The organism is Herbiconiux sp. SALV-R1 (assembly GCF_013113715.1).
GTDB lineage: Bacteria > Actinomycetota > Actinomycetes > Actinomycetales > Microbacteriaceae > Herbiconiux.
In genome coordinates, this window is sequence record NZ_CP053344.1 from 1,056,075 (window position 1) to 1,070,246 (window position 14,172).

The 14,172-nt window shown below is 71.1% G+C and carries 13 protein-coding genes; 5 read left to right on the forward strand and 8 right to left on the reverse strand.

What is annotated here, in order from left to right; translation table 11 throughout:
• Positions 1-29: 29 nt before the first annotated feature.
• Genes HL652_RS05230 through HL652_RS05240 form a run of 3 tightly spaced genes read right to left on the reverse strand, consistent with a single transcriptional unit; the run spans position 30 to position 5,822 of the window.
• Complete coding sequence (locus HL652_RS05230) at positions 30-3,395, reverse strand: ATP-binding protein (RefSeq protein WP_171704308.1); 3,366 nt, start codon at positions 3,393-3,395, stop codon at positions 30-32.
• Positions 3,392-4,195 carry a DUF4194 domain-containing protein gene (locus tag HL652_RS05235; RefSeq protein ID WP_171704309.1) on the reverse strand — a complete coding sequence of 268 codons (804 nt, stop codon included), beginning with the start codon at positions 4,193-4,195 and terminating at the stop codon, positions 3,392-3,394. The genes HL652_RS05230 and HL652_RS05235 overlap by 4 nt, the downstream gene beginning before the upstream one ends.
• Positions 4,188-5,822 (reverse strand): DUF3375 domain-containing protein, encoded by a 1,635-nt coding sequence (locus HL652_RS05240; RefSeq protein ID WP_171704310.1) that lies wholly within the window; start codon positions 5,820-5,822, stop codon positions 4,188-4,190. Before HL652_RS05240 ends, HL652_RS05235 begins: the two co-directional genes overlap by 8 nt.
• A 205-nt stretch (positions 5,823-6,027) precedes the next feature.
• On the opposite strand from HL652_RS05240, the gene HL652_RS05245 reads away from it, so the two are divergent.
• Together HL652_RS05245 and HL652_RS05250 are read left to right on the forward strand one after the other, a co-directional pair.
• Complete coding sequence (locus HL652_RS05245) at positions 6,028-7,299, forward strand: glycosyl hydrolase family 18 protein (protein ID WP_171704311.1); 1,272 nt, start codon at positions 6,028-6,030, stop codon at positions 7,297-7,299.
• A gap of 2 nt (positions 7,300-7,301) precedes the next feature.
• Positions 7,302-7,820 (forward strand): MarR family winged helix-turn-helix transcriptional regulator, encoded by a 519-nt coding sequence (locus tag HL652_RS05250; protein ID WP_171704312.1) that lies wholly within the window; start codon positions 7,302-7,304, stop codon positions 7,818-7,820.
• A gap of 12 nt (positions 7,821-7,832) precedes the next feature.
• On the opposite strand, the gene HL652_RS05255 is transcribed toward HL652_RS05250, so the two are convergent.
• The 5 genes from HL652_RS05255 to HL652_RS05275 all read right to left on the reverse strand — a co-directional run bounded on the left by HL652_RS05255 (position 7,833) and on the right by HL652_RS05275 (position 12,603).
• Complete coding sequence (locus HL652_RS05255; protein WP_253743655.1) at positions 7,833-8,189, reverse strand: nuclear transport factor 2 family protein; 357 nt, start codon at positions 8,187-8,189, stop codon at positions 7,833-7,835.
• Between the two features lie 97 nt (positions 8,190-8,286).
• On the reverse strand, positions 8,287-9,165 hold the full coding sequence (locus tag HL652_RS05260) for an SCO1664 family protein (protein ID WP_171704313.1): 879 nt from the start codon (positions 9,163-9,165) through the stop codon (positions 8,287-8,289).
• A 4-nt stretch (positions 9,166-9,169) separates the two neighbouring features.
• Complete coding sequence (locus HL652_RS05265) at positions 9,170-9,736, reverse strand: DUF3090 domain-containing protein (protein WP_171704314.1); 567 nt, start codon at positions 9,734-9,736, stop codon at positions 9,170-9,172.
• 9 nt (positions 9,737-9,745) lie between these two features.
• Complete coding sequence (locus HL652_RS05270; protein WP_171704315.1) at positions 9,746-10,459, reverse strand: histidine phosphatase family protein; 714 nt, start codon at positions 10,457-10,459, stop codon at positions 9,746-9,748.
• 20 nt (positions 10,460-10,479) lie between these two features.
• The gene (locus HL652_RS05275) at positions 10,480-12,603 is read right to left on the reverse strand and encodes a DUF262 domain-containing protein (protein WP_171704316.1); all 2,124 of its coding nucleotides are present in this window, start codon (positions 12,601-12,603) and stop codon (positions 10,480-10,482) included.
• A 145-nt stretch (positions 12,604-12,748) separates the two neighbouring features.
• Here HL652_RS05275 and HL652_RS05280 point away from each other — a divergent pair, with 145 nt between their 5' ends.
• From HL652_RS05280 to HL652_RS05290, 3 genes are all read left to right on the forward strand, one after another.
• A complete protein-coding gene (locus HL652_RS05280; protein WP_171704317.1) occupies positions 12,749-13,522 on the forward strand; it encodes a hypothetical protein in 774 nt (257 codons plus the stop codon).
• A gap of 138 nt (positions 13,523-13,660) precedes the next feature.
• Positions 13,661-13,909 (forward strand): type II toxin-antitoxin system Phd/YefM family antitoxin, encoded by a 249-nt coding sequence (locus tag HL652_RS05285; RefSeq protein WP_171704318.1) that lies wholly within the window; start codon positions 13,661-13,663, stop codon positions 13,907-13,909.
• Positions 13,906-14,169 carry a type II toxin-antitoxin system RelE family toxin gene (locus HL652_RS05290; RefSeq protein WP_171704319.1) on the forward strand — a complete coding sequence of 88 codons (264 nt, stop codon included), beginning with the start codon at positions 13,906-13,908 and terminating at the stop codon, positions 14,167-14,169. The genes HL652_RS05285 and HL652_RS05290 overlap by 4 nt, the downstream gene beginning before the upstream one ends.
• The last annotated feature ends 3 nt before the right edge of the window (positions 14,170-14,172 follow it).

Consider the following 14,172-nt stretch of genomic DNA (forward strand, 5'->3'; position numbering starts at 1 on the left):
AGGAGGCGCGCCGTGATGGAGGGAGACGGTCAGGCGGGGAGGGCGACCTTCGGTTTCGCCCAGGAGCGGCCGGTGGTGTCTTTGAGGATGTCGTACTCCACGTCGACGTGCGGCTCGATGGCGCTGTACTTGTCGTTGGGGGCGCCGATGACGAGCTGGAAGCCGAGTCCGCGCCAGGCGCCGATGGCCCGCGCGGTGAAGTGGGCGTCGGCCTTGATGAGCGCCTCGTCGAGGAAGACCGGCGCGTAGCGCGGCCGCTCGGCCCCGGCGTCGCCCAGCTGGTACCGCAGCGCGGCGCCCACGATGAAGGCGATGAGCTCCTGCGACTCGCCGCCCGACTTCTCGCCGATGTGGTCGTAGAGCGCGACGTGCTGCCCCGAGTCGGCACGGATGCGCTCCGCACTCACCCGCACATGGTTGCGCACGTCGATGAGGTCGGCGAAGTCGGGTGCCGTGCGCCGCATCCGGTTGATGAGTTTGGCCATGCGCGTGTACACCTGCTCGCGCTCGTCGTCGCTCGACGCCTGGTCGAGGAGCGCCCGCACCTCGCGGAGCTCGCGACGGAAGCGGCGGCGCGCCTCGGACTGGTTCTCGCGCGGGCTGATCTGCAGGCGGTGCTCGTCGTCGAAGAACGGGAGGTCGTGCATGATGCGGTTGATCGGCTCGATGCGCTCGCGGATCTCGCGCAGCGACCGCGACAGCACGGAATCGAGGTTGGCGAGGTCGTTCCCCGAGAGCTCGAGCAGACTGTCGCGCCATTCGCGCTCGAGTTCGTGCAGACCGCTCGTCTCGAGGTCGGCGAGGATGCGCTCGAAGTCGCCGAGCGAGGTGTCGGGGTCGGGGAGCAGGTTGAGGTTCGGCCAGCGGTCGAGGAAGGTCACGAGCGTGCGGCGCAGGGCCTCGCGCTGCTCCACCAGCGTCTGCTGCGCCAGCAGCTGCTCGTCGGTGAGGCGCTTCGACGCCGAGTCGAGCGCGGCGTCGAAGCGTGCGAGCGTGACCGCGCGGGCCGACGGCCCCGTGCTCTCGGGCGCGGCGAACTGCGCGTCGAGGTACGCCGCCTGCGCCGGGGTGAGCGCGCGGCCGCTGTCGTCGGCGCGGTCGAGCACCGACTGGGCGGCGTCGACCTCGTCGGTGACGTCGGCCCAGCGCTCCGAGAGCTGCTGCTGCTCGGCCTTCGCACCACCGATCTCCTCGCGCAGCCGCGCCGCCTTGGCGCGCGCCTCGGTGATTCGCGCCTGCAGCTTCGCGATCTCGGGGTTGCCCGAGGTGACCTCGCCGATGATCGCCTGCCAGCGCTGCTGCTCGCGCTCGACGCCGGCGACGTCGACCTGCTCCCAGCTGAGGTCGGTGACCTTGTCGAACGCCGCGTGCGTGGCGTCGAGAGTGTCGAGTGCTCCGGCCGCGCGGGCGGCCGCAGCGGTGGCCTCGGCCAGCCGGCGCTCGGCGTCGTCGAGCTCGGCCGAGAGCTGCGCGAGCCCGGCCTGGTTGGAGAACCCGAGGAGGTTGGTGCGGCCCTGGCCGCCGTGCGCTCCGCGGGAGCCGTTCGTCGACTGCCCGGCCGCGGTGAGGGCCATGCGGTGCCCGGAGAGCTCGGATGCGCGCTCCACGCACACGAAACCGAACTGGTTCTCGAGGCGATCCTGCAGCCAGCCCGTGAACGGGGTGCTGCGGTAGTCGAGCCGCCCGGGGAGGGTGCGCGGGTCGAGCGAGGAGGTCTCGGGTAGCCCGGTGCGCACGCCTTCGTAGCTGAGCCGCTCGGGGGTGCGCACGGAGTCGATCGCGTTCCGGAACGCGGGCAGGTCGTCGGCGTCGATGAGCAGGGTGCGGGCGAAGCCGCCGAGGGCGAGGTTGAAGGCCTCGCGCCAGGGCTCGAACTCTGTGCGCACCTCGACCAGCTCGCCGACGAACGGGAGGTTCTCCGGCTTCAGTCCGGCGGCCTCGGCGAGCAGCCGGCGCGACTCGTGCAGGCGCGGCGGGATGCTGTCGGTGCGGGAGGAGGTGTCGGCCAGTTCGGCCTTCAGCCGATCACGCGTGGTCGCCGCCGTGTTCTTCGCGCTCATCGCTGCGACGTAGGCCTCTCGGGCCGACTCCTTCGCACGCGGATCGCTGAGGGCGCGCCGCGCGCGGTCGGCGAGGGCCGCGAAGGCCTCGCCGGTGAGGGGCTGTTCGAGCCCCAGTTCCTCGGCGAGCGGCTCGAGGGCGGCATCGAGTCGCGCGCGATCGCGCTGCACCGCGGTGAGGCGGCGGTCGAGCGCGCGCAGCTCGCGGTGGGCGGTCTCGAGGCGGTCGCCGCCGGCCGAACGCAGCACCTCCTCGAGGCCCTCGCGTTCGGCCTCGACGGCGTCGGCGATGGCCTGCTTCTCGCGGATCACGGCGACCACCTCGCGCTCGCGCGTGCCGAGCTCGGCCTCCACGTCGCGCAGGAGTTCGAGGCGGCGACCGGCGCGCCAGAGGGTGACCAGAGCATCCGGGTCGGTGAAACGGCCGAGGGCGTCGAGCATCCTGAGGCGGTCGGCCGCCTCCTCGATGCGGGTGCGGAGGCCCCGGATGGGCTCGAGCGCGCGCACCTGCTGGCGGGCCACGAGCATGCGGGTTCTGGTGCTCTCGAGTCCGTCGAAGTGCGCGACGACGGCGTCGGCGGTGGCGAGGGTCTCGGGCTCTTCGAGCACCATGCGCTTGTAGAGGTCGTCGACCGTGGTGATCTGCTGGCCGGCCTGGATGCGCGCCAGCAGACTCAGCGCCTTCGACCCCGCGCCCGCCGCGCCGATGCCCAGCACGGCGTGCAGCCGCGCCGAGAACTCGCGGTCGGTGGGGAGGGTGTCGAGGCCGGTGGCGCGCACGGCGGTGTCGGTGAAGTGCTGCAGGGCGGCGCTTTCGAGCCGGCTCAGGTCGAACGCGCCGTGGATGGTGCCGCGCACCTTGACGGTGTCGTCGACGATGCGGGCACCCGCGGGGATGTACCAGGCGCGCACGGCGGTGAAGCGGGAGTCGTCGTGGTCGCGCCAGGTCATGGCGACCGCCGTCCAGGTGTCGGTGCCATCGCCGCGCAGCACGGTGAGCTTCGTGCCGTCGTCGGTGCGGGTCTCGTCGATCTTGCCGCGGCCGTAGGAGAGGATGTTGCGCTGCTCGTGCCCGCGCGGGCGCCCCACGACCGCGCCGTTCGAGGCACCGTTGAAGGGGGTGGTGTGGGGCATCATGAGGGCGACGTTGGCGTCCATGAGCGTCGACTTGCCCGAGCCCGAACCGCCGCAGAGCAGGGTTGCGGTGGGGGAGAAGCGGATGCGGTGGGCGCCGTCGTAGCCGCCCCAGTTCACGAGTTGCAGGTCTTCGGCGAGCCACTGCTGGCCGCGCGAGGCGGCGGGGATGAGGCCGAAGAGGGTGTCGAGCATGGTCATGCGGTGGGGCTCGCTTCGTCGTCGGTGTCGGTCTCGTCGCTGTCGGTCTCGTCGTCGTCGGTCTCGTCGTCGTCGGGCTCGTCGAGATCGACCGGGGTGACCGCGCCGCCGGAGCGGGCGAGGGCCGTCTGCTCGGCCAGCCAGTCGCTGAGCTCGGCGAGGCGGGAGGAGCTCAGCAGGATCTCGACCAGCGGGCTGATGCGGTAGCGGCCCTCCGACTCCTCCTCGACCACGCCGTCCTGCCGCAGACGGTGGAGCGCGGTGCGGATGGCCTTCTGCCGCCGGGCGGTGTCGCCGTCGGACTCGGCGAAGTAGCTCAGCACCGTCTGCTCCACCTCCTCGACGTCGACGCGCGCCGAGGCTTCGCCCGCCGTGGTCTCGCGCTGGAACACCGTGCGCAGGTGCACCAGCACCAGCGTCTCGGCTCGGGTGTAGGCCTCGTCTCTCAAGAGGATCGGGATCTCGAGCTCGTCGGAGCGCACCTGCTCCTTGTAGGCCACCCCGCGGTCGTGGTCGACGACGAGCCGCACGAACAGGTCGCCGAGGCGCGACTCGATGATCTGCTGGTTCTCGATCAGCACGGCCCAGTCGCTGCCCGGGCCGCCGGCGAGGAGAAACCTGCGCTGCAGCAGCCGCACGAGCACGCGGCGCACCGCGGAGTCGAGCACGCCGCGGTCGCCGGCGAAGAGCTCGTCGGGGTCGTCCTCCATGGCCACGGGGGCGATGAACGGGACCTCTGCGGTGTCGACGGCGTCGGGGGCCGTGGCGTCGGGAGCTGTGGTGTCGGTGGGGTCAGTCATCTGCATCCTGTGTGCGTGCATCCGGGGTCTGTGCGTCGGGGGCGAGCGCCTGCCGGTCGGCGTGGGCCGTGACGGCGGCGAACGCGAAGCGGCGGGTGGTGCCGTCGGGGCGCACGGCCTCGACGACCGACACGTCGTCGCCCTCGGTCATGCCGTTGCGGTGGGCGATCTCGAGCAGGCCGACGAGGTCGACGGGCCGCCGGGTGTCGTCCGCGCCGGCCTCGAAGGCCTGCGCGAGGTCGAACGACGGGCCGAGGGTCGAGACGTAGCGCTCGAGCTCGGCGTAGTGCGGTCCGCCCCAGGCGCGGGTGTCGGCGTCGAGGAACTCGATGTCGGCGTCGTCGGATGCGGTGAGCGGCTCGGGAACGCGGGGCGGGTGGAGCTCGCTCAGCGAGCGGCGGAGGTGCCCGAGATCGGCGACGGGGAAGCCGTGCACGGGGTCGACGCGGCCGGTGCCGGGGCTGGCGCGCATCCAGTCGTGGAGGCCCGACATCACGCCCCGCAGCAGGTCGTCGACCTGGCGGTCGCGGATGGGGTCGTGGGTGCGCACCTGCGCGGTGATGACGTGCGAGGCGCGGCGCTGGGCGGTCAGCACCTCCTGCACCCCCAGTTCGACGCGGCGGGCGATGGCGTCGAGCTCGTCACGCTGCTCGGGCGTGAGCAGGCGGGTGAAGGGCTGGGCGAGGAGGTCGTGCAGCTGGGCCGAGAGCTGGTCGATGCGATCGGGGTCGCCGATGAGCCGGAGGGCGCCGTCGAATGCGCGGCCCTCGGGGGTGCTGCGCATCACGTGCTGGCCGCGCTGCAGGTATTCGCGCAGGATCTCGCCCGTGGGCCGCACGTCGCGGCGCAGCTCGGAGACGACGTCGCGCTGCATCGCCTTGATCGACTCGGCGACCCGCGCGAAGTCGGCGGGGAGCTCACGGGCGAGGTGGAGGATGTTCTCGGCCTCCTCGAGGAGCTGTTCCTCGTCGAGGGCGGCGGTGGGGGTGGGGGCGGATGCGCGGTCTGGGCAGTCCGAGCGGCCGGGGCCCTCTGGGCCGAGGCCGTCGGGACCGTCATCCCCGGACGCGCGGCCGGCGCGGCCGGCCTCGTCGCCCGCGAGGCTCGCGCGGAGGGCGGCGATCTCGGCGTCGAGGGCCTCGCGCTCGGCCACGAGCAGGGCGATGCGCCGCTCGGGGTCGGCCTCGGCGTCGCGCGCGAGCCGGTCGACGGTCTCGAGCAGGGTGCGCACGCGGGAGCGCGAGACGCGGGCGCGACCGACGCCCGCCCGCCCGGCGATCTCGAGGGCGCCGACGGCGTGGGCCGAGAGCCGATACACCTCGACGTCGTCTTCGATCTGGGGCACCAGCCAGCCCACGCGCACCCAGCTGCGGCAGATCTCGCGCGAGGTGCCCGAGGGGATGCGGCGGTCGTCGTCGCCGTACCCCGCTGCGCGCAGTTCGTCGACGGCCTCCGTGACCTCGGCGTGCGCGTCGGCGACCGTGACGGCGGGGCGGTCTGCGGTGAACACGATGGAGAGCACCGCGACGACGAACGGGGCGAATCTCCCGTGCAGCAGATCGAGCGTGGGGTTCTTGAAGGCGGCTGCAGATCTCTGGTAGGCAGCCTCGGCCCGGGTGCTCGACATATCGCAGCAAGACTAGCCGCATCCGTTCCCCACCCTCGCCACACTGCCGCTCGCCCGCCCTCTGGTCGCGCAGAGTGTCGCTTCAGCCCCTCTTTCGAGCAGTTTGCGCGACCTGGGTGATGGAAGGGGGTGGCGTCTGCCACGATGCTGGGAGGGGAAGGCAGGTTCGGCGAATCGCGGCTGCTGCTCCGAAGGAGGAGACGAGATGGTCACGCGCAACGATGCTGCACGACGGCGACCGGGGCGGGGTGCGGCGACTCTCGCTGCCGCGCTCCTGGCGATGGTGCTCGGGGTCGGCGGGGTGCCGGGGGCAGCATCCGCGGCACCCGCCTCGGAGGTGCCGGAGGAGACGGCGGTCGCGTCGGACACCGCAGGCGTCGCGTCGGCGGAGGCGGGCGTGCGGGGGAGCGGGCGGGTGATCGTCTACTACCAGAAGCAGTTCGTCGACGGGACGAGCGGAGCGTACATCTCGCCGCTCCCGCTCGTCACCGAGAACACGGGTGTCGACGTCGTGAACCTCGCCGCCGTGCACATGAACGAGAACGAGCTGCGGCTCAACGATCTCCTGCCCGACGACCCGCTGTTCGACACGATGTGGCACGAGCTGGGTGAGATTCAGGATGCGGGGGTCGCCGTCGTCGGCATGATCGGCGGCGCGCAGAACGCCACCTGGCAGAGCCTCAGCACCGACTACGAGACGCAGTACCAGCGGCTCCACGACTTCGTTGTCACGTATTCCCTCGACGGCATAGACCTCGACGTGGAGACCGAGACCGACGTCGCCGTCGTCGAGCAGGTGATCTCCGACCTCGCCCGCGATTTCGGCGACGGCTTCCTCATCACCCTCTCGCCGGTGACGGCGGCGCTGGTGGGGCAGGACAACCTCTCCGGCTTCAACTACGACCAGCTCTACGCCGCCTCGGGCCATTCGATCGACTGGTTCAACACGCAGTTCTACTGCGGCTGGGGCGAGCCGACCGCCGCGGACTACGACGAGATCGTCTCGTACCAGGCCGAGCGCGGAGCGGGCATCCCGGCGAGCAAAATCGTGATGGCGGTGCTCACGAACCCCGAGAACTGCGGCGACGGGTGGGTGCCGCTCGACGAACTCGCCGCCTCGATTCTGCAGATCCGCACCGTGTCACCCGACTTCGGCGGCGTCGCCGGGTGGGAGTACTTCAACTCGCTGCCGGGCGGCCCCGAGGCGCCCTGGCGCTGGGCGGCGGTGATGCGGGCCGCCGTCGACGCGCCGCTGCCGACACCGAGCCCGACCCCGACTACCGCTCCCAGCCCGACGACGTCCCCCGCGCCCGCTCCCACACCGTCGCCGACGGGTGCAGCGCTCGCCGACACAGGCGCGGCCGCGGGCGGCGCCGGCCTCGGGCCAGGAGTTCTCGCCGGAGCGGCGGCGATGCTGCTCCTGGGCGGCGTCGTCGTGGTGGCGACCCAGCGCATCCGTTCCCGCAGCCGGGCGTGACGATGGGCGACGACGCGTTCGAGATCGCCCCCGAGTCGCCATTCGCGCGACTCGACGATGCCGAGACGCGTGCCTGGTACGCCTACATGAAGGTGCAGCTGCGCATCCGGTACGAGCTCAACCGGCAGCTGCGCGACGACAGCGGCATCTCGCTCGCCGACTACGACGTGCTGGTGGGCCTCGTGAGCGACGAGCGCGGCACGTTGACGATCACCGACCTCGCCACCCGCATCGGGGGCGAACGCAGCCGGCTCAGTCACCACGTGAAGCGCATGGCGGCGCGCGGACTCGTCGAGATCGGGGCGAGCGAGTCCGACCGGCGGGCGAGCGTCGTGACGCTCACGGCACGGGGGCGGGCGACGCTCGCCGACGCCGCACCCGCCCACGTCGACTTCGTGCGCCGGGCCTTCCTCAGCGCCCTCGACGGCGCCGAGCTCGCCGCCTTCGCGGGGTCGCTCGAGAGCATCTACGAGCGGCTGCTCGAGCACGGCACGCTCCCGCGCCCGGTCGACCACCCCTGAGCTGCGGTGCAGCTACTCGGTGAGCAGCGTGTAGATCTTCGCGATCAACCCGTTCTCGACGAAGCAGATGTCGATGCCGGTGACGACCGGGGGCTGCTCTGCACGGCCGAGGTTCCAGGCGAGATAGCCCATGTCGTGGTTGACGTAGACCGGCCCCGCAGGCGAGAACTCGAAGGCGGGCGACTGCTCCGCGAGCGCCTGGGCCTTGGCGTTCAGCGCCTCCCGGCCCACCACGACCTCGTCGGGGTCGGAGAACACGACGCCCTCGGTGTAGGTGCGGGCGATCGCCTCGGCGCGCCGGTCGACGTCCTTCTCCGCGAACACCTCCAGCAGGTTCGCGTGCATGAGTTGTTCGATCTTCGCGGTCATCGGATGCGCCTCCCCGTTGCGTGACATATCACGTGAATTTGATCAGGGGTGGCGGCGCTCGTCAAGACGCTGCTCTCGCTGGCGACGCTCCGCGGGGTCAGAAGATCGGCCAGGGCACCGCGGGCATGTGGCCCGCGGGTGCCGGGAAGCGGCCCGACGCGAGCAGGGCCGAGCAGCGTTCGTCGAGCGCGGCGACCTCGACTTCGGTGAGCAGCGTCGACAGGGCGGTTCCCAGCCGGCCGCCCAGCGCATCCTGAACCCTCGTCACGGCGGCGAGCTCATGGGGCTGGAGGGGCTCGTCGATCCAACCCCAGAGCACGGTGCGCAGCTTGTGCTCGGCGTGGAAGGTGAGGCCGTGGTCGATGCCGTGCCGATGCCCGCCGGCGACGGCGAGGATGTGCCCGGCCTTGCGGTCGGCGTTGTTCGCGACCACGTCGAAGAGGGCCATGCGGCGGAGCGCCTCGCCGTCTTCGTGGAGGAGCGAGACCTCGCGATCGCGCTCGTCGACACCGTCGAAGACGTGCCGCCAGCCGCTCGCGGGAACCTGGTCGAGCGGCACCACGTCGACTGCCGTCTGCTCGGGGTCGACCTCGCACCAGCGCTGCACCATGCCCGGGCCCGCCGGGCCCTCGCGCAGCCAGGTCGTGGGCACGATCCCTCCGCCGAAGACCTCGGAGACCAGATAGGCGGCCACCTCGCGCTGGGCGAGGGTGCCGTCGGGGAAGTCCCAGAGGGGGCGCTCGCCGGCCTCGGGCTTGTAGACCACCTGGGTGTCGCCGATCGTACCGAGGAAGACGGCGTTCGAGGCCGACTCGATGCGGGCGGTGAGCACGAGCTCGCCGTCGGGCACGGGGCCGGTGGGGTCGGCGGGCGCCGGGCCGTCGGGCGAGGGGCCGGTGGGGTCGTCGGGCGTCGGGTCGTTCGGTCCGTCGGCCACGGGGCCGGCCGGGTCGCTCGGGCCGTCGGGCGTCACCATCGGGTCACAGGCCGTCGCCGAGCCGCCCGCACACGTGGTCGTCGGCGTCGAGGGGCTCGCCGCACAGCGGGCACAGCGGCCGGCCCGCTCCCACGATCTCGCGGGTGCGATCGGCGAAGGCCCGCGCGGTGCCGACGGGGATGCTCACCCGCAGCACCTCCTCGGGCTCGAACTCGACACCCTCCTCGAGGCCCGACTCGAGAGCGTCGGCGTCGATCTCCGAGAGCGGGAAGGCCTCGATGACGATCTGCGCCGTCGTCGGGTCCCATCCGAGCGTCATCGCCCCGGCCCGGAACTGCTCGTCGACCGGTTGGTCGAGCGGTTCGTTGTCGATGAGCTCGAGCGGCGTCGACTCGGGAACGCTGAACCGGTTCTGCTCCACCTTCGCCAGCTCGGCGAGCACGTCTTCGATCTTCTCGGCCAGCACGGCCGACTGCTGCTTCTCGAGCCCCACGCTCACGAGCCTCCGGCCGTCGCGCACCTGGAGGTAGAACGAGCGCGAACCGGGCCTGCCGATCGTTCCGATCACGACTCGGTCGGGCCAGGCGAACTCGTGGGTGATGGTGGCCATGTGCTCATCCTAGGAGGGGTCGGCGTGAGCCGCCCGAGGTCCGGCACCACCGCCGACGGTCGATCCGGGCGCTGTCTTCTCGGCGGCCAGCCAGCTCAGGTCGCCCCCGACCGTGTTGGTGGCGAGCACCTCCGGTCGCTCGGCCCCGTAGCGCACGATCGACACCGAGGCGGGGTCGACCCGGATGCGCTGGAACAGGTCGAGATGCATCCCGAGCGCGTCGGCGAGCACCGACTTGATCACGTCTCCGTGGCTCACGGCCACCCAGACCGCCCCGCCGCCGTGCTCCCTCTCGAGGGCCCGATCGAGACGCCGGATCGCCGTCACGGCGCGCGACTGCATGCCGGCCAGCGACTCGCCACCCGGGAAGACGGCCGCCGACGGATGCTGTTGCACCACCCTCCACAGCGGCTCCTTCGCGAGCTCGCCGAGCGGGCGGCCCTGCCAGTCGCCGTAGCCGCACTCGGTGAGGTCGTCGTCGATGGCCTCCACCGGAACGGGGTGCGTGAGCTGGGCCGCGGCGACCGCCGCTGCGGTGCTGCGGCAGCGTTCGAGCGGACTCGTCACGACAGCGGCGAGCGGAACCCCGGCGAGGCGCTCGCCTGCGCGCGCCACCTGCTCCCGCCCGAGCTCGTCGAGCTCGACACCCGGGAGCCTCCCCGCGAGGATGCCCGAGGTGTTCGCGGTGGAGCGGCCGTGCCGCACGAGGACAACTGTCGCCATGCTTCGAGCCTAGGGCTCGATCACATCACCGCGCCGAAGTACGAGTACTTCACGAAGACCTCCGAGGCGAAGCCGGCCTCGTCGAGCACCCCCTGCACGGCGGTGAGCATGTACTTCGAGTCCCAGCCCATGTAGAGGAAGTGGTCGTCATCGAGCTTGTCCCAGTGCCCGTTCCACGCCTGCGAGTCGTACACCGGCCCACCGCGGCGGGCGCTGAAGTCGACGACGCTCTGCCGGGAGTCGGCCCAGAGCCGCTTGAACACGCGGTTGAAGAGGTACTTGACGTCGTAGACCTCCCAGTGCTCGCCGCGGTACTCGACGTAGTCCCACTCGCGCTCCCAGCCGCGCGGCCAGCCGCGGCGCTTGATGGCGTCGAGCACCGGGGTGAGGTCGTCGTCGTCGATCACCACGACGGCCGGGCGAGCCCACACCGTGACGAACAGCTCGGTGAGGCGCGCCGTGCGCGCGGCGATCGCTGCCGTGTTCCACGCCGGGATCTCGGCCAGCTCGGTCGTCGTGGGCACCGCGCTCTCGCCGTAGATCTCCCGCTTCTCGGGGTACGAGCGGTCGAACGCCCGATCGGCGAGCTGCCGCTCGAGCAGCGCGAGGTTGCCGAGGGTCTGGGCGAGTGCGCGATGGCTGTTCTGCTCGTCGTCGCTGTAGTCGGCCCACTCGCGTACCCCATCGCCGCTCCACGAGTCGCCGGGCGACAGCGGAACGATGTGCTCGAGGTCGAGGGGGCCGAGCGGGCCCAGGAGAAGGCGGGCGGATGCGGGGGCCGGGGTGTGCGCATCCGTCACCGCAGCATCCGGCGTCGTAGCATCCGTTCGGGCGTTCGCTGCAGCCTCGGCTCGGGCGCCCGCCGCTGCGGCGAGACGCGTGAGCACGTAGGAGGGGTGGGGGAGCTCGCTGAACTTGAGGGCGACGCGCACGCGGTCGTCGGAGGGCATGATGCGGGCGATGGCGTGCACGAGCGCCTCGGGGCTCTCGGCGCGGGCGCGGCAGAGGCGGGCGACCAGGCGGTCGTTCTTGAGGCCGGCGACGGTGCGGCGCAAGAGCAGCGACTGCACCTGCTCGACGAGCTCGACGAACGCCGCCTTCGGCAGCTCGCCGCGCGAGTACTCGCGGTAGGCGCGCATGACGAGCGGGTACATGGCGCGGCCGAACACGGCGAGGAACCCGAGCTGCTCGGCCACCTCGGCGTCGGGCTCGACCGAGGGGTCGAGCAAGGCGCGGTAGGCCTCGGAGTACTCGCGCCACTCGGCGGCGCGGGCGCGCAGGGTGTCGATGTCGAGGCGCGGGAACTCCTGGCGGAACGCGTCATAGACGCCGCGCTCGCCCGCCACCACGACCTCGCGACCCGTGATCATGACGAGGTAGTGCCGCCAGAAGCTTGCGATCGACTCGCCGGTGTTCTGCTCGATGGGGAGCCAGAACTGCTCCTCGATCTCGCTCTGCTCGGCGTGCGAGAGACCCATGAGTACGTAGTTGTGGATGAGCTCGTGGTCGCGGAGGGGCTCTCCGGTGGAGTTCAGGCTCTCGAAGATCTGCTGCGCGTTCGCGTCGGCGCCCAGGGTGATGGCGACGTGCTCGAGCTTCTGCAGGCCCCGCCAGATGCGGTGCACCTCGTCGGGACGCACCTGGCTGCGGAAGAAGGCGTAGTTGTCGTCGAAGCGCGACTCGCGGAACGCCTCCTCGCCGCTGCGGCGGTCGAGCACGACGCTCTCGAACACCTCAGCCCAGGCGCGGTGGGGGCGGAGCTTCGTGCGGTTCGGGTCGTTCTCGCGCACCAGCACGCGCTCGAGCTCGGCGGCGAGCTCGGGGTCGTCGTCTTTGATGCTGTGGTGCAGGGCCGCGACGAGCAGCATGAGGGTGGTGATGCGCTGCTGGCCGTCGATGAGCACCAGCTCGGAGTCATCGGTGGCGTCGGCGTCGGCCGCCGTGGAGAGGATCGAGCCGATGAAGTGGGTGTGCGTGTCGTGGGTGTCGGAGACCGCACGGATGTCGCCGAGCAGCTGTTCGCATCCGCCGATGTCCCAGCGGTACTGACGCTGGTAGACGGGCACCACGATGGTCGTTCCCGGGTCGCCGAGCCAGCGGATGGTGTTGACGGCTGTGGCTTCTACGTTCGTGGCGGTGACCATGGTGTTCGAGTCTAATGCGGGGGTGTGACAGGGCCGGGACGGGCCTCGGGACCTAAGGCCCTATGCAGGGTCGCCGGGATAGGCTTGCCTAAGTTCGGGCCTGTTAAAACGTGCTGGCCCAAGACGAAAGGACATGATTCAGGTCATGGCATACATCAAGAGCGCCGCTCTCGAAGAGACCGGTTACGTCGTTCTCGACAGCTACAACCAGGAGCTCGACCCCAAGGAGTGGCTCGACATCGAGTACAACGACTGGAAGTCGTCGGGCGACACCCGCTTCGCGCCGCTCGCCTCGGCCAAGGGCGAGATCGAGTGCAACGGCTTCTGGAACCACGAGCCGCCCCGCACCGACAAAGACGGTGTGTGGATCGAGTCCCAGGTCGAGAAGGCCCCCAACCTCACCCGCCGCGCCCAGGAGCCCGGCGCCAACGTCGGCCGCTGCCGCGTCATCGAGCTGCAGCCGAACACCTACGCCGACTGCCTCTACAACCTGCACCAGGACGACAACAACCGCCTCAACCCCGACGGCACCGGCTGGGTCGTGCGCGGCTTCTTCAACCTCACCGACGATAAAGACAGCTACTTCGTGCTGCGCGAGAACCGCACCGACCCCGAGGGCGAGGTGCGCATCGCCCTTCCCGCCGGCGCGCAGCTGATCGTCGACACCCAGCGTCTCTGGCACGCGGCCACCCACCCCGGCCCCGACCCGCGCTACTGCCTCATCACCTCGTGGACCTCCGGCCCCGAGCTCGACGCCTACATCGAGAAGTACAACGGCAAGTCGCGCGTCGACAGCGTCGAGGTCTCGCAGGACGTGCTCGACGCCGGCCAGGCCGAGCAGACCCGCCGCCTCGCCGCCCGCGCCGCGGCGCTCGCCGCCCGCGGCCAGCAGGAGAAGGCGGTCATGAGCGAGGCCTGATCCTCCGCTTGTCGCAGTGCCTCCGGGGCCCCGATCGCGTGCGATCGGGGCCCTCTGCTTTACCTTTCCCCTTATTTGATGAATCCTCGAGTATCATCTAATCTGTACATCTCAGATTGTGGAACGTACAGTGAGGATGTGGTCGTCATCAGTGTCACGGATGCTCGGGCGAAGCTACCCGACATGATCAACCTCGCGCGGCAGGAACCCGTCTTCCTCGAGCGCCGCGGCAAGACCGCCGCCGTGCTCGTGAGCCCAGAGCAGTACGACCGCATGATGGAGGCACTCGAAGACGCCGCCGACGTGCGGGCCTTCGATGCCGCCATGGCCGAGGAAGACGCTGGAATCCCGTGGGAGCAGGCCAAAGCCGATCTCGGCTGGGGATGAGCCGCTACCGCATCGAGGTGCTGCCCGCCGCGCTCAAGGCGCTCCGCAAGGTCGATGCTGCTCATCGGGATCGCATCAGGGGTGTGATCGCCCTCCTCGGCGAAGAGCCGCGCCCGCCCGGCGCGCGAGCACTCCAGGGCAGAGATGGGTACCGCGTGCGCGTGGGCGACTACCGGGTGATCTACACGATCGACGACGGGGTGCTCGTTGTGGTCATCGTGACCTTGGGGCACCGGAGAGACGTCTACTCGCGGGGGTAGCGC

Coding starts and splice junctions, on each gene's coding strand:
- HL652_RS05260 (WP_171704313.1), bottom strand. CDS start 9,165: ATGGTGACGCCCGACGGCCCGAGCGACCCGGCCGGCCCCGTGGCCGAC.
- HL652_RS05250 (WP_171704312.1), top strand. CDS start 7,302: ATGGGCGACGACGCGTTCGAGATCGCCCCCGAGTCGCCATTCGCGCGA.
- HL652_RS05275 (WP_171704316.1), bottom strand. CDS start 12,603: ATGGTCACCGCCACGAACGTAGAAGCCACAGCCGTCAACACCATCCGC.
- HL652_RS05230 (WP_171704308.1), bottom strand. CDS start 3,395: ATGACCATGCTCGACACCCTCTTCGGCCTCATCCCCGCCGCCTCGCGC.
- HL652_RS05290 (WP_171704319.1), top strand. CDS start 13,906: ATGAGCCGCTACCGCATCGAGGTGCTGCCCGCCGCGCTCAAGGCGCTC.
- HL652_RS05255 (WP_253743655.1), bottom strand. CDS start 8,189: ATGACCGCGAAGATCGAACAACTCATGCACGCGAACCTGCTGGAGGTG.
- HL652_RS05240 (WP_171704310.1), bottom strand. CDS start 5,822: ATGTCGAGCACCCGGGCCGAGGCTGCCTACCAGAGATCTGCAGCCGCC.
- HL652_RS05265 (WP_171704314.1), bottom strand. CDS start 9,736: ATGGCCACCATCACCCACGAGTTCGCCTGGCCCGACCGAGTCGTGATC.
- HL652_RS05280 (WP_171704317.1), top strand. CDS start 12,749: ATGGCATACATCAAGAGCGCCGCTCTCGAAGAGACCGGTTACGTCGTT.
- HL652_RS05245 (WP_171704311.1), top strand. CDS start 6,028: ATGGTCACGCGCAACGATGCTGCACGACGGCGACCGGGGCGGGGTGCG.
- HL652_RS05270 (WP_171704315.1), bottom strand. CDS start 10,459: ATGGCGACAGTTGTCCTCGTGCGGCACGGCCGCTCCACCGCGAACACC.
- HL652_RS05235 (WP_171704309.1), bottom strand. CDS start 4,195: ATGACTGACCCCACCGACACCACAGCTCCCGACGCCACGGCCCCCGAC.